We start from the raw sequence: 16,620 nt of genomic DNA on the forward strand, positions 1-16,620 counted from the left end.
CGGTAGCCGGGGGCAAGCGCAGTTCTCCCGCACGTCTCTACTCCCTCTCCCGCTTGCGGGGGAGGGAACAAGGCGCCGCTACTCCGCCGGGGCGAGCGCGGCATTTGGCCGGCGTTCGATCTTGAAGCGCTCGGGACGCACGAACAGGAAGCGCAGCGCCGTGCTGCGCACCAAAGCGTGGAAGATCAGTGGCGTCACCACGCCGACCGCGGTGACGATGAGCGAAACGACGCCGATATCCTCGATCAGGCCGGTCTTCAGCAGCACGGCGCGAGTGACCGCCATCGGCAGGAAGAAGGCGAGATAGATCACGATGGAATTGCGCCCGGCATATTCCAGCCAGCTGAAGACGCCGCCATTGGCGCCGACCTTGGCCATCAGCGCGCTCAGCGTGATGACCGCGCCGGCGCCGACGAGGCCTAGCAGCAGCGAGACGACGGGCAGCTGCGCATAGCCGGCGAACACCAGGAAGCCATTGACCAGGCCCCAGGCCAGCAGCCCGGCGAGGCCGAGCAGCGGCACGCGCTGCGCCCCGGACGCCAGCGCGAAGGCGTAACGGGCGAAGAGGTAGCCGGTATAGAAGAACACGAAGCGCTCGCAGAACTCGTCGATCACGGTCCAGCCGGTCTCGACGGTCGCGATCTCCAGCGCGGCGGCCACAAGCCAGATCAGCACTGGGGGCAGCGCCCGCGTCGCCTTGGTGACCACGAAGAAGATCGGCAGCAGATAGATGAACCACAGCGTGCCGAACGGCTCGATGAAGCCGAGCAGATAGAGGCCGGGCAACGCGCCCGCGCCGTGCTCGGCTGCCATGCCCGGCGCCTTGAAGATGAACTGGATGCTGAACCAGATCACGTAGAAATACGCGAAATGCACCACCTTGCGGTCGAGATAGGTGCGCCAGTCGCGATCGATGACGCGAGCGAGGAACAGGCCCGAGATCAGGAAGAAGTCCGGCATGCGGAATGGCCGCGCGAAGGCCACCACATAATCCATGAAGCCGGTCTGCCCGGCCGCCTCCTGCACGCCGAGGGTGGAGTGCATCATCACCACGAAGACGATGCAGAAGCCCTTGGCCATGTCGACCCAGTCGACGCGCGAAGCCTGGTGCTGGGTCTGCGGCATGGGGTGGCCCGCGATAGTTCGAATTTTCATCTAATATCGCTGTTTCTGGCGCGGAATGGTGCTGCGCGCAAGGCGGCCGGGGCGGCAGGGTTAAGGAATCGTGCGCGAGATAGGCAATCGGCCGCTGTTTCAGCATCCTTCGAGGCTCGCTGGCGCTCGCGCCTCAGGATGAGGTTGTTCTTGTAAACACGACCTCATCCTGAGGTGCCCGGCGCGGCCGGGCCTCGAAGGATGCTCAAGCAGAGTGACGCCCCGCCGCGATGACGCTACAGAGCCACCATGCCCCGCTACAAGCTCACCATCGAATATGACGGCACGCCCTTCGTCGGCTGGCAGTTCCAGGCCGCGGGCTTGTCCGTGCAAGGGCTGCTGGCGGATGCGGTGGAGCGCTTCTCAGGGGAGCGCGTGCATGTGCAGGGTGCCGGGCGCACTGATGCCGGGGTGCACGCCACCGGGCAAGTCGCCCATATCGAGCTTGCGAAGGAATGGCGCCCCGACACGGTGCGCGACGCGCTCAACGCGCATTTGCGCCCGCATCCGGTGGCGATACTGGCTGCGGAAGCGGCGGCCGACGATTTCCATGCCCGCTTCTCCGCTACCGGCCGGCGCTATTTCTACCGGGTGATCAGCCGGCGCGCCGACCTCGCGCTGGATCGCGACCACGCCTGGAAGGTGCCGCGCCCACTCGATGCGGAGGCCATGCACGAAGCGGCGCAGCGCCTCGTCGGCCGGCACGACTTCACCACCTTTCGAGCCGCCGAATGCCAGGCCGCCTCGCCGGAGAAGACGCTGGACCGGCTCGATGTCGAGCGTCTCAGTCACGACAGCTTCGGGGACGAGGTGCGCATCCATGCCGAAGCGCGCTCTTTCCTGCATCATCAGGTGCGCTCGATGGTCGGCACGCTGGTGAAGGTCGGCGAGGGCGGCTGGACGCCGGACGATGTGTCGGCTGCCCTGGAAGCGAGGGACCGCACCCGCTGCGGCCCGATGGCGCCGGCAGCGGGGCTTTACCTAGCGGAGGTCACGTATCCCGAGAATCCCAACACGCCCTCATCCTGAGGTGCTCGCGTCAGCGAGCCTCGAAGGATGTTGAAGCAGGGTAGCGGTCATCGGAGGCGAGCATCCTTCGAGGCCCGGCTAGCGCCGGGCACCTCAGGATGACGTCGTTAAGAAATCAGGATGACGTGGTTTACGAAGACGGCTGAAGCGCCTCCATGAAGCGCACCGGCGTGCCCTTGGACGGCGCCGTCAGCTCGCCCTGCCACATCACCTTCTGGCCACGCACAAAGGTACCAACCGGCCAGCCGGTGACTTCCACCCCGTCATAAGGCGTCCAGCCCGCCTTGGAGGCGATCCACTCGTTGCGGATGGTCTCGCGGCGCTTCAGGTCGACCACGGTGAAGTCGGCGTCATAGCCGACGGCGATCCGGCCCTTGGTAGCGATGTTGAAGATGCGCGCCGGCCCCGCGCTCGACAAATCGACGAAGCGCGCCAGCGACAACCGTCCCGCCGCCACGTGATCGAGCATGATCGGGACCAGCGTCTGCACCCCCGTCATGCCGGAGGGGCTGTCGGGATAGGGCTTCTGCTTTTCTTCCAGCGTGTGCGGCGCATGGTCGGAGCCGAGCACGTCGACGACGCCCTCAGCCAGCCCGCGCCAGATCGCGTCACGGTGGCGCGCCTCGCGCACCGGCGGGTTCATCTGCACCAGCGTGCCGAGGCGTTGGTACCAGGATGCATCCATGGTGAGATGGTGCGGGGTGACTTCCACCGTCGCCACATCCTTGACGTTGCGCAGATATTCCATCTCCTCGGCAGAGGTGACGTGCAGCACGTGGACGCGCTTGCCGACCTCCTTGGCCAGGCTCACCAGCCGATGCGTCGCGGTGAGCGCCGCGACCTCGTCGCGCCACACCGGGTGCGAGGAGGCGTCCCCAGGCACCCGCAGGCCGCGGCGCTCATCGAGCCGCGGCTCGTGCTCGCAATGGAACGAGGCCCGACGACGGATCACCTGCAATATCGCCTTCACCCCGGGATCGTCGGCCACCAGCAGCGAGCCGGTGGAGGAGCCGATGAACACCTTGATGCCGGCGGCGCCGGGCAGCATTTCCAGCTCGGGCAGGTCCTTCACATTGTCGTGCGTGCCGCCGACAAAGAAGGCGAAGTCGCAATGCATGCGGCCGGTCGCGCGCTTCACCTTGTCGGCAAGCGCGTCGCCGGAGGTGGTGAGCGGATTGGTGTTCGGCATCTCGAACACTGCCGTCACCCCGCCCATCACCGCGGCGCGCGAACCCGATTCGAGGTCTTCCTTGTGCTCGAGCCCCGGCTCGCGGAAATGCACCTGGGTGTCGATGACGCCGGGCAATATGTGCAGGCCGGTGCAGTCGATCACCTCGCCCGCCTGCTCACGCCCGAAGGAGCCGATGCCGGCGATGCGGCCGTCGATGACGCCGACGTCGCGGGCGCCCTCGCCGTCCTGGTTCACCACAATGCCGCCCTTGAGGACGAGGTCGAAGGTATCGGACATGGCTCCCCCACGCGCTTGATGCCTTGCGGCCAAGGCCTCTGCGCTTTACGTCTCGGCACACGGACTGGCAAGGATGAGCTTATGCCGATCGCGATTCTCGAAGGACGGGCGGTGGCTCGGGTCGCCGGGCCGGACGCCACGCACTTCCTCGACAATCTCCTCACCTCGAACGTGCCCGCCCTCCCCGGCGAGGCGCGTTATTCCGCGTTGCTGACGCCGCAGGGCAAGATCGTCGCCGACATGATCGTGGTCGCCACCGAGGGCGGCTTCCGGCTCGATGTGGCGCGCGGCACCGTACCCGAGCTGATGAAGCGGCTGCGGCTCTACAAGCTGCGCGCCAAGGTCGAGCTCGGCACGCTGGACGATCTCGCCATCGCTGTCGCCTGGGGCGGGGCGGAGCCGCTGGTCGACACCTTCGCCTATGACGATCCGCGGCTGTCGGCGCTTGGGCGCCGCTTCGTCCTCCCGGCCGCCGAGGCCGCTCATATCGTGATGGTGCCGGAGGCCGAATGGCAGGCGCACCGCGTGAAGCTCGGCGTGCCGGAGGGCGGGCAGGACTTCCTCTATGGCGACGCCTTCCCGCACGAGGCGGACATGGACCAGCTTCACGGCATCGACTTCGCCAAAGGCTGCTACGTCGGCCAGGAGATCGTCAGCCGCATGCAGCATCGCGGCACGGCGCGCACCCGCATCATCCCGTTCGCGGTGTGCGGCGCGCCGCCGCCGCCGGGCACCGAGATCATTTCGGGTGGCAAGATCATGGGCCGCGTGGGATCGGGCGTCGATGGCCGCGCGCTCGGGCTGGTGCGGCTCGACCGCATTGCCGATGCCCGGGCCGCCGGCCACGCCATCGAGGCGGACGGCGCCGCGCTGGTGCCGGAGCCCCTCGACTGGGCCGATTTCGTCATCCCCGGCACGGAGAGCGCGGCGTGAAGTTTCATCGGCATGAAGACGGCGTGACGCGCTGCGCCTGGTGCGGCACCGATCCGCTCTATGTCGCCTATCATGACGAGGAATGGGGCGTGCCGGAGTATGACGACCGGGCGCTGTTCGAGAAGCTGATCCTCGACGGCTTCCAGGCCGGGCTCGCCTGGATCACCATATTGCGCAAGCGGGACAATTTCCGCCGCGCCTTTGACGGCTTCGAGCCGGAAGTGATCGCGCGCTACGGCCCCGACAAGGTCGAGGCGCTGATGCAGGACCCCGGCATCGTGCGCAACCGCTCCAAGGTGGTCTCGACGGTGCGCTCGGCGCAGGTCTTTCTCGACATCATGGAGAAGGGCCCCGGCTTCTCGAAGCTGCTGTGGGACATCAATGGCGGCGCGCCGGTCGATAATCGCGTGGCCGAGGGCGATCCACCGCGCGTCACCTCGCCGAGCGCCGTCGCCATGTCGAAGGAGCTGAAGACGCGCGGCTTCAATTTCGTCGGCCCGACCATCGTCTACGCCTTCATGCAGGCGGTCGGCATGGTGGACGACCATGTCGTCGACTGCCACCGCCACGGCAAATATGCCGGGGCCGGCAAATGACTTTCCGGGTGACGCCTGTGCGCGGGCATGCGCGCGCCTGGCAACGGATGCTGTCCGGCCGCCGGCTCGATCTGCTCGACCCCTCGCCGCTCGACATCGAGATCGAGGACATCGCCCATGGCCTTGCCCGCGTCGCGCGCTGGAACGGCCAGACCAGCGGGCCGAACGTGTTCTCGGTGGCGCAGCATTCGGTGCTGGTGGAGTTCATCGCCAAGCGGCAGGCGCAGATCCGCGGCGTCGATCTCGACCGCCGCTGGCGGCTCGCCATGCTGCTGCACGACGCCCCGGAATATGTGATCGGCGACATGATCAGCCCGTTCAAGGCGGTGCTGGGCGGCGACTACAAGGTAGTCGAGGCCCGCCTGCTGGCCGCGGTGAGCCTGCGCTTCGGCCTGCCGCCGGTGTGGCCTGCGGAGCTGGTCAAGCTGGTCAAGGCGGCGGATCGCGCCAGCGCCTTCCTGGAGGCGACCCGGCTCGCCGGCTTCGAGATTAACGAGGCGAAGAAATTCTTCGGCCAGCCCCTCCCGCTGGAAGCCGCCGCCGAGCGCGACCATCTTGCTCCCTGGAGCGCGGACGAAGCCTCCGGCCGCTTTCTCGCCCGGTTCCGGGAGCTGTGTCCGTGAGGAAGGCGCCTGCGTGCTTCGAGGCTGGCCTGCGGCCGGCACCTCAGCATGACGTAGGTCGCTCCTGATCCAATAAGAACTGGTCCAATAAGAACAACGTCATCCTGAGGTGCGAGCGTAGCGAGCCTCGAAGGATGCCCAAAGGAGATACGCCATGATCCATGTCTGTCCGCTCTCCAAGATCGAGGCGACGGTCGAGGCGACCGGCGCGCGGCATCTGCTCAGCGTCATCAATCTCGGCACCGAGGTGGTGCGCCCGGCGGCGATCCTGCCGCAGGACCATCTGTTCGTCGGCATCAACGACATCACCGCGCCGCAGGACGGCCTGATCCACCCCGCCGCCGAGCATGTGGCGGGCATTCTCGGCTTCGTGCGGCGCTGGCCGCGGCAGGCGCCTTTGGTGGTGCATTGCTATGCCGGCATCAGCCGTTCCACCGCGAGCGCCTACATCGCCGCCTGCGCGCTCAACCCCGACGCCTCCGAGCTGGAGATCGCGCAGCGGCTGCGTGCCGCCTCGCCGAGCGCCACGCCGAACGCGCTGCTGGTCTCGCTTGCCGACAACGCGCTGGGACGCCGCGGCCGGATGAATGCCGCCATCGCTGCGATCGGCACCGGGCACCTGGCCTTCGAGGGCGTGCCGTTCGAGCTGACGTTCGGCTGAGCCGAGGCCGGGTACGCGTCGCCTGAGAATCTTTTCGAAAGTCTTCTGAGAACGATTCCAGTCCGTACAGGAATCGTACAGGTTCGGCGCGCTATCTGCGCACGCTCCCTGATCAGGGTCGGAACCTGTTTCGGAAAGTTCCCATCATGCGGACACTGCTTCTTGCCTGCGCAACCCTTGCGCTCAGCCTCGCGGCCTCGCCGCTCGCCGCCGCCGATGCCGATGCCGCCAAGGTGAAGCGCGGCGAATATCTCGCCAACATCATGGACTGCGGCGGTTGCCACACCACCGGCGCGCTGATCGGCAAGCCGGATCCGGCGATGTACGTCGCCGGCTCGACGGTCGGCTTCCAGATCCCCGGCCTCGGCATCTTCTATCCGCCGAACCTCACCCCGGACAATGAGACCGGCCTCGGCAAATGGAGCGAGGCGGACATCATCAAGGCGGTGCGCACCGGCGAGCGGCCGGACGGGCGCATGCTGGTGCCGGTGATGCCGTATCACAGCTATGGCAAGCTGAATAACGCCGATGCCAGCGCCCTTGCCACCTATCTCAAGAGCCTGAAGCCGATCTCCCACCAGGCCCCGGCCATGGTCGGCGCCCAGGGCAAGGCGACCGCGCCCTACATGACGGTGGTGATGCCCTGAGCTATCCATGAAGTCGTCATCCCGGCCGTAGCCCGCAGGGCGAAGAGCCGGGATCGCGCGCCAGTATCTTCCCGCGATCCCGGCTCGCGCCTTTGGCGCGTCCGGGATGACGTTCATGGGCCTGAGACTCACAGATTGCTCATGCCGCCGTCGATGACGAGCTCGCTGCCGACGGTAAAGGCCGACTCGTCCGAGGCGAGGAACACCACCGCCTTCGCCACTTCGCTCGGCTCGCCGAAGCGCCCGGCAGGGATCTGGCTCTTGATGGCCGCGGCGGTCGCCTTCGCCTGCTCCTCGCTCATGCCGAACTTGGAATAGAGCGGCGTCGCGATCGGGCCGGGGCTGACTGCATTGACGCGGATGCCGCGCCCGATCAGTTCGCCGGACAGCGTGCGGATGAAGGTGGAGAGCGCACCCTTCGACGCTGCATAGACGCTCGAATTCGGCATGCCGATGCGGGCGTTGATCGAGGTGTTCAGCACGATCGAGGACGGATTGGCAAGCAGCGGCAGCAGCGCCTGCACCAGGAAGAACGGGCCCTTCACATTGATGGCGAAGGAGCGATCGTAATCGGCCTCGTTCCATTGCTCGATCGGCTTGAGTGCGGCAATGCCGGCATTGACGAATACCGCATCAAGCCCACCGAACGCCCTGCCGACTTCGCCGGCAATATGGGCCTGCGCGGCGACGTCGCCGGCATCCGCCTGGATCACCAGTACGTCGCTCCCCAATTCGGCGCGGGCGCTGGCGATGGTATCGGGATTGGTGCCGGTGACAGCCACGCGAGCGCCCTCGATGAGAAACTGCCGCGCGGTTTCCAGGCCGATGCCGCTGGTACCGCCGGTGATGAGGGTCCTTTTGCCCTTGAGCCTATCCACGATGAGTACTCCATGATTGGCATTGCGATCTTGCATGCCGGGAAGTATGGCGCTGCCGCTTCGTGCGGATTAGCCTTGAGATAGCGGAACTGCTATCCGGGACTTCCGAACAATGATGAAGCTCGACGGTATCGCAGCTTTCGTCGCCATCACTGAAGGCGGCTCGATCAGCGAAGCGGCGCGGCGGCTGCGACTTTCGAAATCCGTGGTCAGCGAGCGGCTGGCCGAGCTGGAACGCAGCCTGGGCGCGAGCCTCGTCCATCGCACCACCCGCAAGCTGACGCTCACCGAGGACGGCGCCGCGTTTCTCGAGCGCGCGGCGCGCATCGTGCGCGATGTCGAGGAAGCCTCGGCCGAGATGACCGAGCGGCGCGGCACGCTGTCGGGGCCGTTGCGCATCTCCGCGCCGGTCACCTTCGGACGCCTGCATCTCGGCCCGGCGCTCTACCCCTTCCTCGCCCGGCATCCGCGCGTCGAGCTCTCGCTCGACCTCGACGACCGGCGCATCGATGCCGCGGCGGATGGCTATGATGCAGTGGTGAGGCACGGACCGATCCAGGATTCGCGGCTGACGGCGTGGCGCCTTGCGCCCTCGCGCCGGCTGCTGGTCGCCGCGCCGGCCTATCTGGAACGCCACGGCACGCCCGAGGAGATCGGAGAGCTGGATGCCCATGCCGGCATCTTCTACACCAATCGCGGCGCCGCCGACTGGCGCTTCCAGGGGCCGGACGCCACCATCATCGTGCGCGGGCGCGCGTCGCTCAGGGTGAACAATGGCGACATGATGCGCGACGCCGCGGTCGCCGGCCTCGGCATCGCCTTGCTGCCGACCTTCATCTGCGGCCCGGCGATCCGCGCCGGCGAACTCGCCATCATCGATATCGGCGTCGCGGCGGAGCCGGAATCCATCTATGTCGCCCATCCGGAGGGAAGGCACCCTTCGACCAAGCTGCGCGCCTTCGCCCAATGCCTGCGCGACGCGTTCGGCGACCCGCCCTATTGGGAAGTGCCCGACTGCGCGTGATCCATCAGCGGCGCGAATGATGAGCCGCAGGAAAATTCGTTTCACCTCGTGCTGTCGCAACGATAGGTTCGCGGATGCGGGTAGCTGTCCGCATCTTACCGGCCAGTGTTCGGTCGAACCGCCGCCCGCACCCTGAGGTCACGATGCCTGCAAGCGCCCCATCCGCTCCCGCCCCGCGCCCCAGCCTCGCCGCCCGCGCGCCGCTCTTCGTGGTGCTGTGCGGCTGCATGATCGCCATGCTGACCTTCGGGCCGCGGGCCTCCTCCGGCATCTTCCTGCTGCCGATGACCCATGAATATGGCTGGGGCCGTGATACGTTCGGGCTCGCCATTGCCATCCAGAACCTGCTCTGGGGCGTCGGCACGCCGTTCGCGGGCGCGGTGGCGGACCGTTTCGGCATCGTCCGGGTGCTGTGCGTCGGCGCGCTGCTCTATGCGCTCGGGCTGGTGGCGATGGCCTACGCGTCGACGCCGGGAACGCTGCATCTGTCCGCCGGCGTGATGGTCGGCTTCGGGCTCTCCGGCTGCTCGTTCAACATCGTGCTCGCCGCCTTCGGCAAGCTGCTGCCGGAGCGCTGGCGTCCGCTCGCCTTCGGCGCCGGCACTGCCGCCGGCTCGTTCGGCCAGTTCCTGTTCCCGCCGCTGGCCGCGGGGCTGATCGGTACCATCGGCTGGCAGGAGACCCTGACCATATTCGGCATCGCCATGCTGCTGGTGATGCCGTTCGCCTTCGCGCTGGCCAATCCGGCGGCCGCCACTTCGCGGGCCAATGGACCACAGCAGTCGATCGGCGAGGCGCTCGGAGAGGCGCTCCGCCATCCGAGCTATATCCTTCTGGTGCTGGGCTTCTTCACCTGCGGCTTCCAGCTCGCCTTCGTCACCACCCACCTGCCCGCCTATCTCACCGATCGCGGCCTGTCGGTGACGGTCGGCGGCTGGACGCTGGCGGTGATCGGGCTCGCCAATATGGTCGGCTCGCTCTCGGCGGGGTGGATGTCGATGCGCATGCCGAAGCGCTGGCTGCTCGCCGCCATCTATTTCGCCCGCGGTATCGCGATCGCCGCCTTCGTGCTGCTGCCGGCCTCGCCAGTCACGTCGATCGGCTTCGGCATCGTGCTCGGCCTGTTGTGGCTCTCCACCGTGCCGCCGACGTCGGGCCTGGTGATGCTGATGTTCGGCACCCGCTATCTCGCCATGCTCTATGGCTTTGCCTTCTTCAGCCACCAGGTCGGCGGCTTCCTCGGCGTGTGGCTCGGCGGCCTGCTCTATGAGCGGCTCGGCTCCTATGACTTCGTCTGGTGGCTGGCGGTGGCGCTGAGCTTCGCCTCGGCGGCGATCAACCTGCCCATCGTCGAGCGCCCGGTGGCGCGTCCGCAGGCGGCGTGAATACCGCCCGCGGCTTTTTTCCATTTCCCGTCCGTTAACCAACTGTGTCGCACCATGGCGGTGCTTCGATGGGTGAGGGCGTTGCAGTGAGGCCACAGGGCCGCGGCAGCATGCCGCCCTTGGCCGGTGGACAGCCGCGCTTTGCTTGACAAGGGCGGCCTTTCGCAGCGCATCGTAGAGGCTATGGGATCGACGGGATTGGATATGCACCGCAACTCAGCTCTGCTTGCCGCTTGCGCCGCGCTGACAGTGGCCGCCATCACCGCTCCGGCTTCGGCCGAGACGCTGACCCCCGACGCTGCGAAGAGCTTCGTCATGGGGCGCACCTTCACGTACAAATGCTATGAAGGCACGGTCGGCGCCGGCCGCATCCTTCCCGACGGCTCGGTCGCCGGCACCGTCCAGATTCGCGGCCAGGGCAACACGCGTTACGTGACGCTGCCCGCCGGCACGCTGCTCACCAAGGGCCCGGCGGTCTGCGCCAAGCTGAAGGGCGTCGCTTTCCAGCCGTGCTTCGAGGTCGAGAAGATCAGCGCAACCAGCTTCCGCGGCAGCCTCGCCGGCTTCGACAAGATGTCGTGCACCTTCGAGCGCGGCGGCGCGGGCCGCGCCAAGCTGGCCCAGCGCCGCGGCAAGGCCGAGACCACGACCGCATCGGTCGACTTCGCGAACTGATCTGTCCCCTTCCAATGGGACGAACCTCATCCTGAGGTGCCCGGCGTTAGCCGGGCCTCGAAGGATGCTCGCCTCGGTGCGCCATCTTCTGCTTCAGCATCCTTCGAGGCTCGGGCTGCACCCGAGCACCTCAGGATGAGGTCGCGTTGATAGATTGCATTTCTGCAAGGTTTCTTTGGTTTCTTTCCCTATCGCATTGCGCACCCGGCGCCGGTATTTCTGCCCCTACCCAAGCGGCAGATGGCGCCCCACGCATCGGATCCATCGGCCGGACATCAACGCAACCGCCAGACCGGCCATTGGAACAACCGCCATGCTCGACACCCGCACCGCTCCCTACGGCATCTTCGTCCTGCGCGTCGCCCTCGGCGCCATGTGGATCTCCCACGCACTGCTGAAGTACATCGTCTTCACCATGCCCGGCTTTGCCGGCTTCCTCGGCAGCCAGGGCCTGCCGGAGGCGCTCGCCTGGCCAGTCGTCCTTGCCGAGATCATCGGCGGCATCCTCATCCTGCTCGGCGTCTATGCCCGCCATGTCGCGCTGCTGCTGATCCCGGTGATGGCCGGCGCGATGAGCGTACACATCCCCAATGGCTGGCTGTTCTCGACCGCCGGCGGCGGCTGGGAATATCCCGCCTTCCTGATCGCCGCGTCCTTCGCGCTCTGGCTGCTTGGCGACGGCGCCTTCGCGCTGCGCTCACGCCCTCTGCTGTTCGTCGGCCGTCCCGTCACGGCGTGATCCCGAGGGGGCAGCCTAAGGCTGCCCCCTTTCCGCGTTTAACGGCCTGAGCAGCAGGTGCTGGTAGAGCCAGCCAATGCCGACCAGCACCAAGCCGAGCCCGATGAAGGACAGCGCCCGCAGCACGCCCTCGAGATCCGACATATCCCACAGGAACACCTTGAGGATGGTCAGCATCACGATGCAGGCCGAGGCGAGCCTGAGTTCGCGCGAGCCGGACAACAGGCCGGCAACCAGCAGCGCGATGCCGAAGCCGAGCCAGACCGCGGAATAGGCATAGAGCTCGCCGCCGCCAATATCGGCCGAAGCAAGGTCCGGCCCGGTGAAGGACCGGCGCACGCTCAGCGTCACATAGGCAAACGCCAGCACCAGGGCGAGCGCGCCTGAAGCCCGATAGTGCCAAAGCGGGCGGGTCTCGCGCGTCACCCGATTGAGGGCGAAGGCGAGCAGCGCCGGCGCGGCATAGGCCAGCAGCAGCAGATTGACGAACCGCCCCTCGATGAGGTCGCCGGTCGCCACCGGATTGGCGAAGCCGAGCACCGATAAACCGAGCAGCACGGCCCCCGCGAATACGGCGAGCGAGCCGATCTCATAGACCGGGCTGGTGCTTACCCGCCGCAGCCGCTCCAGGCCGATGGCATAAGCCAGCGCCACACAGAGATAGCCGCCGATCTCGGCAAGGCCGGGTTCCGGTCCGATCAGGTTGCCCTGGACGGCGTGGCGGATCTCGGTCACCGCCAGTAGCACGGCGAAGACGAGCGCGAGGCTCTCATGGGTTCGCCGGGCCCAGTCCGCTCCACCCAGCTTCCATGCCGCCACCGCGAAGGCGAGCGCCGGCACGCCATAGCCCCACAGCAGCCAGTTGAACACCGGCGTCGGGCCGGGATTGCCGCCGGCAATGGTCGGGTCCCACATCACCCGGCCAAGCACGGCAATGCCGACGAGCGCCGAGAGCTGACGCAGCCCGGGCAGCGGCCGTGCACTCGCGATCCAGGCGATGCCAAGGCTCGCCAGCGCCAGACCGACGGTGAGCCAGCCGCGCTCCAGCGCCATGGTCATGCCGAGCGCCAGAGCTGCGACGCTGCCGGCGGCGAACACCGTGGCGGCGTGCTCGCTCGGGCCTTCGCGTCCGGCGAGGCGATCGACGGCCAGCGTGCCCAGCGCGGCGAGCGCCAGCGCGGCCAGAGCCGAGCCATAGCTGATGCCGAAGCCGGTGAGCCGCCAATAGGCGGCGATCAGCAGCAGCAGCGGGCCGATCACTGCGGCGGCGCTCCAGGCGAGCGCCGGCAGCAGGCGTTCCGCGCGGCGGGCACCGAGGAAGCCCGATACGCCGAGCAGCGCGCCGAGGCCGACACCAAAGGCGATGAAGCCACCGAGTGCCAGCACCGGCGGACCGGCGACGACGCCTTCCATGGCGCCCGGCTGCGCCACCGTAGTGCCGCCTTGCGCCAGCACATCCCAGGCGGCGAGCACGAAGGCACTGGCCGGAGCGAGGATCAGCGGCGCGTGGCTGGCCGCTTCCGCGCGCCAGGCCATGGCCACCGCGGCAAAGGCGAGCACGGCGAACAGGATGAGCGACGGCGTCGACTGGTCGACTGCAACGGTGAGCAAGGCAGCGAGGCCGAGCGCGCCGGCGACGGCGAGCGCCGAGACCCAGTCCGGCCGCGGCGCTTCGCCCGCGGGAGGGCCACGGAACAGGCCGGGCACCAGCAAACCGCCGGTCAACGCCATCAGGGCGGCGGCAAGGAAGCCGGGCGCGGCGGCGTCGCCGGAGCCATCGGTCAGGACCAGCAGGACGAGGCCCCACAGGATGGTGCCCACGATCGCCAGCGCCGCCAGCCAGGCCCAGAGCCGGGCGCGGGCGACGCCGATCGCCGCGGCGGCGACGACGGCGATATAGACCGCAAGGCCCCATGCGCTGGGCTCATCGGTCGAGACCAGCAGCGGCGCGACGCCGGCGGCAACGAGGCCGAGCGCGGCGAGCATCGGCCCGTGCAGCAGCGCCGCCACCATCGAGGCGACGGCGACCGCGCCCAGCAGCAGGAAGGCGACGCCGGGCGGCAGCAGGTCATAGAGCTCATAGGCGGCATAGATGACGGCATAGGCGGTCGAGGTGCCGGCGGCGGTCAGCATCGCCGGGACATCGGCGAAAGGTAGCGCGACGAGGCCAGGGGTGCCCTTGCGGCGCAGCCACTCGCCGGCGCCGACCAGGGCCGCGGCCAGCAGCCCGCCCAACGATAGCCGGGCGCCAGGGCCGATGAGATCGGCCTCGATGGCGTAGCGCACCAGGAAGATGCCGCCGAGCGCGAGCGCGATGCCGCCCAGCCAGACGGTCCAGAGCGCACCGAAACGCTCCTCGAAGCCGGCCAGCCGGCCGGGACCGGCGGGCACCGGCTCGACGTGCGGGATTTCGGGAGGCGGCGAGACGGGCGAAGGTGCCACGACCGGCTCTTCTTCATCCTTGGGGGCGAAGACAGAAAGCCCGGCCGGCTTTTCCACCGGCATCGGCGCCGGGGCGGGCGTGGCCTCGGCGAGCGCTTCGCCGGTCTGCGCGCGCTCCAGCAGCGCGATGCGCGCTTCCAGCTGCTTCACGCGGCGGCGCACGCCGAACAACAGTATGAAGGCTATGATCAGTAGAAGACTGGCAAACTCGCCCATATGTCAGCGGCCGCGATGCCCGTCATCGGCGCACCCCGCCGGACGATGGTCCGACAGGGCCGGGCGGCCCCTCCTGCGAGCGAGCAATGCCGTGGCATTGCTGAATGCCGGCTGAAGCAGGGCTTCAGCAAACCTTTATCCGGCTCGCACTTCCAACAGCGTCATGCCGGAATGGCCGCAGGCGATATCCGGGATCGCGGAATCGTTCTCGAACGTCACGCGATCCCGGCTCTCCGGCTTCGCCTGCGGCCGGGATGACGGCCGCGGGGAGTAGGCAGCGATCAGCCGCCGTCCTGCTTCTGCGCGGTCGGCGCCATGGCCGGCTGCTCGGGAGTGGTCTTCTCAGCCTCGTCGAGGCCGACAGCGATCTTGCGCTCGATCTTGGCGAGTTCGACGGCGTCCGGCTTCATGTCGCGGGCGTGGTTCCACTTGAACCGCGCCTCGAGCCGGCGGCCGACCTGCCAGTAGGCGTCGCCGAGATGGTCGTTGATGACCGCCTCGTCCGGCTTCAGCTCGACCGCGCGCTCAAGCTCGCGCACCGCGTCGTCGTAGCGCTTCAGCCGGTAATAGGCCCAGCCGAGGCTGTCGATGTAGTAGCCGTCATCCGGGCGCAGCGTCACCGCCTTGCGGATCAGATCCAGGCCGTCGTCGAGATTCACGCCCTGGTCGACCCAGCTATAGCCGAGATAATTCATCACCGCCGGCGTGTCGGGGCGCAGCTCCAGCGCCTTCTTCAGGTCGGCCTCGGACTTCGCCCACTGCTTGGTGCGCTCATAGGAGGTGCCGCGGGAGAAGAAGAGATCCCAGTTCGAGGCGGTCGGCGCCTGCAGCAGGTTGATCGCCTTGGTATAGACCTCGGCGGCCTCGGCATATTTCTCGTTGGCGCGCAGCACCTCGCCAAGCGCGGAGAGCGCCTGGAGGTCTTTCGGGTTCTTTGCCACCACGGCTTCGAGCGCCGTGCGGGCCTCCCCGAAGCGGTCGGAGCGCTCCAGCGCAAGGCCGAGCTGGATCTCGGCGCTGGCCTTCAGGGGCGAGTTCGCCGGCACGCTGCGGAACAGCGCGATGGCCTCGTCATACTTCTTCATGTTCTCGAAGAGGTCGGCGAGGGTGATCTCGATAAGCGGGTGCGAAGGGTCGAGCCAGCGGGCGAGCTGGAGATAGACCAAGGCCAGATCCTCGCCCCCCTGCCGGCCGAGGGCCGCGCCGAGGCCGTAGAGCGCTTCCGCGGCGCCCTGCGACGGGTTGCCGGCGAGCGGCGGCAGCGTCTTGCCGGCTTCGATCTCGGAAATGGAGCGTTCCACCAGCGGATCGTTCGGCAACACCTTGTCGAACTGCTCATAGGTGGCGATGGCGAGCTTCTTGTCGCCGTTGCGGGCGGCCCAGCGGGCATAGGCATCGACCACGCGCAGCGTGCGCGAATCGATCTTCAGCGCCTCTTCCAGCCGCTTGCCGGCGTCCTTGCGGGAGCCGGAGGCGTCGAGGATCAGGCCGGCATGGAAATCCTTGAAGGCGGCGTACCATTCCGGGCCCTGCAGCGCGTCGATGGTGGCGACGCCACCCTTCGCGTCGCCGGCGCCGAACTGGGTCCACGCGACCAGCAGCGTGGCGCTCATCTCGGAGATGGCGCCCTGGCCGGCGCGACGCAGATTGCTGCGGGCCGTGGTGTATTTCTTCGCCTTGATCGCGGCGATGCCCAGTACCAGCCGGGAAAGCCGGTGCTCGGGGTCGATCTCGACGATGCGCTTGGCCAGCGGCACGGCTTCGTCGATCGAGCCATCGGCGAGCAGCGTCAGGAAGGCGCGCTCCAATATCTCGCCATTGCGCGGGAACACACGCACCAGCGCGCGATAATAGGCGGCGGCAGCGGCGGTGTCGCGCTCAGCTCCGGCAAGACGGGCGGCGAGATAATTGCCGGCGGGCGAGGTGCGGGCGATGACGCTCGCGGGCGGCGCTTCGGCAAAGGCGGGAGCGCCGGCACCAAAGGCCAGCAATGCGGCGAACGCGGCGGCAGCGGGCCGCCGCAGCGGCAAACGACGAAACGTCAAATTCGAAACCTCCAGCGGCGGCCTGCACCCTACCCGGCCCGCGACATTGGGCCTTTTTCCACGCGCCCGCAAGGACGCGACACAGCAGGAGCGTGCAGTGCAGC

General features: G+C 67.9%; 15 protein-coding genes. 10 read left to right on the plus strand and 5 right to left on the minus strand.

Features of this window, described 5'->3' with window-relative positions:
• Positions 1-78 precede the first annotated feature (78 nt).
• Positions 79-1,155 (minus strand): acyltransferase family protein, encoded by a 1,077-nt coding sequence (locus G3545_RS18065; RefSeq protein WP_246702468.1) that lies wholly within the window; start codon positions 1,153-1,155, stop codon positions 79-81.
• 249 nt (positions 1,156-1,404) lie between these two features.
• Between G3545_RS18065 and truA the strand changes: the two genes are divergently transcribed.
• Positions 1,405-2,184: a tRNA pseudouridine(38-40) synthase TruA gene (truA, locus tag G3545_RS18070; protein ID WP_170014655.1), complete on the plus strand. Its 780-nt coding sequence runs from the start codon at positions 1,405-1,407 to the stop codon at positions 2,182-2,184.
• A 130-nt stretch (positions 2,185-2,314) separates the two neighbouring features.
• Here truA and G3545_RS18075 read toward each other — a convergent pair whose 3' ends face one another.
• Entirely contained in the window at positions 2,315-3,652 is a 1,338-nt protein-coding gene (locus G3545_RS18075; RefSeq protein WP_170014656.1) for a dihydroorotase, read from the minus strand.
• A gap of 81 nt (positions 3,653-3,733) precedes the next feature.
• On the opposite strand from G3545_RS18075, the gene G3545_RS18080 reads away from it, so the two are divergent.
• The 5 genes from G3545_RS18080 to G3545_RS18100 all read left to right on the plus strand — a co-directional run bounded on the left by G3545_RS18080 (position 3,734) and on the right by G3545_RS18100 (position 7,112).
• Positions 3,734-4,585, plus strand: a complete 852-nt coding sequence (locus tag G3545_RS18080) for a folate-binding protein YgfZ (protein WP_170014657.1) — start codon at positions 3,734-3,736, stop codon at positions 4,583-4,585.
• On the plus strand, positions 4,582-5,181 hold the full coding sequence (locus tag G3545_RS18085) for a DNA-3-methyladenine glycosylase I (RefSeq protein WP_170014658.1): 600 nt from the start codon (positions 4,582-4,584) through the stop codon (positions 5,179-5,181). The genes G3545_RS18080 and G3545_RS18085 overlap by 4 nt, the downstream gene beginning before the upstream one ends.
• On the plus strand, positions 5,178-5,804 hold the full coding sequence (locus G3545_RS18090; RefSeq protein ID WP_170014659.1) for an HD family hydrolase: 627 nt from the start codon (positions 5,178-5,180) through the stop codon (positions 5,802-5,804). The genes G3545_RS18085 and G3545_RS18090 overlap by 4 nt, the downstream gene beginning before the upstream one ends.
• A 154-nt stretch (positions 5,805-5,958) precedes the next feature.
• Positions 5,959-6,465: a tyrosine phosphatase family protein gene (locus tag G3545_RS18095; RefSeq protein ID WP_170014660.1), complete on the plus strand. Its 507-nt coding sequence runs from the start codon at positions 5,959-5,961 to the stop codon at positions 6,463-6,465.
• Between the two features lie 146 nt (positions 6,466-6,611).
• Positions 6,612-7,112: a c-type cytochrome gene (locus G3545_RS18100; protein WP_170014661.1), complete on the plus strand. Its 501-nt coding sequence runs from the start codon at positions 6,612-6,614 to the stop codon at positions 7,110-7,112.
• Positions 7,113-7,240: 128 nt separating this feature from the next.
• Here the strand turns inward: G3545_RS18100 and G3545_RS18105 are convergent, their stop codons facing one another.
• Entirely contained in the window at positions 7,241-7,990 is a 750-nt protein-coding gene (locus G3545_RS18105; protein WP_170014662.1) for an SDR family oxidoreductase, read from the minus strand.
• Between the two features lie 112 nt (positions 7,991-8,102).
• Between G3545_RS18105 and G3545_RS18110 the strand changes: the two genes are divergently transcribed.
• The 4 genes from G3545_RS18110 to G3545_RS18125 all read left to right on the plus strand — a co-directional run bounded on the left by G3545_RS18110 (position 8,103) and on the right by G3545_RS18125 (position 11,813).
• Positions 8,103-9,014, plus strand: coding sequence for a LysR family transcriptional regulator (locus G3545_RS18110; RefSeq protein WP_170014663.1), 912 nt, complete (start codon positions 8,103-8,105; stop codon positions 9,012-9,014).
• A 143-nt stretch (positions 9,015-9,157) separates the two neighbouring features.
• Positions 9,158-10,399: an MFS transporter gene (locus G3545_RS18115; protein WP_170014664.1), complete on the plus strand. Its 1,242-nt coding sequence runs from the start codon at positions 9,158-9,160 to the stop codon at positions 10,397-10,399.
• A gap of 204 nt (positions 10,400-10,603) precedes the next feature.
• Positions 10,604-11,074: a hypothetical protein gene (locus G3545_RS18120; RefSeq protein ID WP_170014665.1), complete on the plus strand. Its 471-nt coding sequence runs from the start codon at positions 10,604-10,606 to the stop codon at positions 11,072-11,074.
• Positions 11,075-11,387: 313 nt separating this feature from the next.
• Complete coding sequence (locus G3545_RS18125; protein WP_170014666.1) at positions 11,388-11,813, plus strand: DoxX family protein; 426 nt, start codon at positions 11,388-11,390, stop codon at positions 11,811-11,813.
• A 15-nt stretch (positions 11,814-11,828) separates the two neighbouring features.
• Here the strand turns inward: G3545_RS18125 and G3545_RS18130 are convergent, their stop codons facing one another.
• Positions 11,829-14,471 carry a DUF2339 domain-containing protein gene (locus G3545_RS18130; protein WP_170014667.1) on the minus strand — a complete coding sequence of 881 codons (2,643 nt, stop codon included), beginning with the start codon at positions 14,469-14,471 and terminating at the stop codon, positions 11,829-11,831.
• Between the two features lie 281 nt (positions 14,472-14,752).
• Positions 14,753-16,516, minus strand: a complete 1,764-nt coding sequence (locus tag G3545_RS18135; RefSeq protein WP_246702469.1) for a tetratricopeptide repeat protein — start codon at positions 16,514-16,516, stop codon at positions 14,753-14,755.
• Between the last annotated feature and the right edge of the window lie 104 nt (positions 16,517-16,620).

Source organism: Starkeya sp. ORNL1, from assembly GCF_012971745.1.
Classification (GTDB): Bacteria; Pseudomonadota; Alphaproteobacteria; order Rhizobiales; family Xanthobacteraceae; genus Ancylobacter.

Excerpts from the sequence above, each read along its gene's own strand:
- G3545_RS18065 (WP_246702468.1), bottom strand. The coding sequence starts at position 1,155 with ATGAAAATTCGAACTATCGCGGGCCACCCCATGCCGCAGACCCAGCAC.
- truA (WP_170014655.1), top strand. The coding sequence starts at position 1,405 with ATGCCCCGCTACAAGCTCACCATCGAATATGACGGCACGCCCTTCGTC.
- G3545_RS18075 (WP_170014656.1), bottom strand. The coding sequence starts at position 3,652 with ATGTCCGATACCTTCGACCTCGTCCTCAAGGGCGGCATTGTGGTGAAC.
- G3545_RS18080 (WP_170014657.1), top strand. The coding sequence starts at position 3,734 with ATGCCGATCGCGATTCTCGAAGGACGGGCGGTGGCTCGGGTCGCCGGG.
- G3545_RS18090 (WP_170014659.1), top strand. The coding sequence starts at position 5,178 with ATGACTTTCCGGGTGACGCCTGTGCGCGGGCATGCGCGCGCCTGGCAA.
- G3545_RS18095 (WP_170014660.1), top strand. The coding sequence starts at position 5,959 with ATGATCCATGTCTGTCCGCTCTCCAAGATCGAGGCGACGGTCGAGGCG.
- G3545_RS18100 (WP_170014661.1), top strand. The coding sequence starts at position 6,612 with ATGCGGACACTGCTTCTTGCCTGCGCAACCCTTGCGCTCAGCCTCGCG.
- G3545_RS18110 (WP_170014663.1), top strand. The coding sequence starts at position 8,103 with ATGATGAAGCTCGACGGTATCGCAGCTTTCGTCGCCATCACTGAAGGC.
- G3545_RS18115 (WP_170014664.1), top strand. The coding sequence starts at position 9,158 with ATGCCTGCAAGCGCCCCATCCGCTCCCGCCCCGCGCCCCAGCCTCGCC.
- G3545_RS18120 (WP_170014665.1), top strand. The coding sequence starts at position 10,604 with ATGCACCGCAACTCAGCTCTGCTTGCCGCTTGCGCCGCGCTGACAGTG.
- G3545_RS18125 (WP_170014666.1), top strand. The coding sequence starts at position 11,388 with ATGCTCGACACCCGCACCGCTCCCTACGGCATCTTCGTCCTGCGCGTC.
- G3545_RS18130 (WP_170014667.1), bottom strand. The coding sequence starts at position 14,471 with ATGGGCGAGTTTGCCAGTCTTCTACTGATCATAGCCTTCATACTGTTG.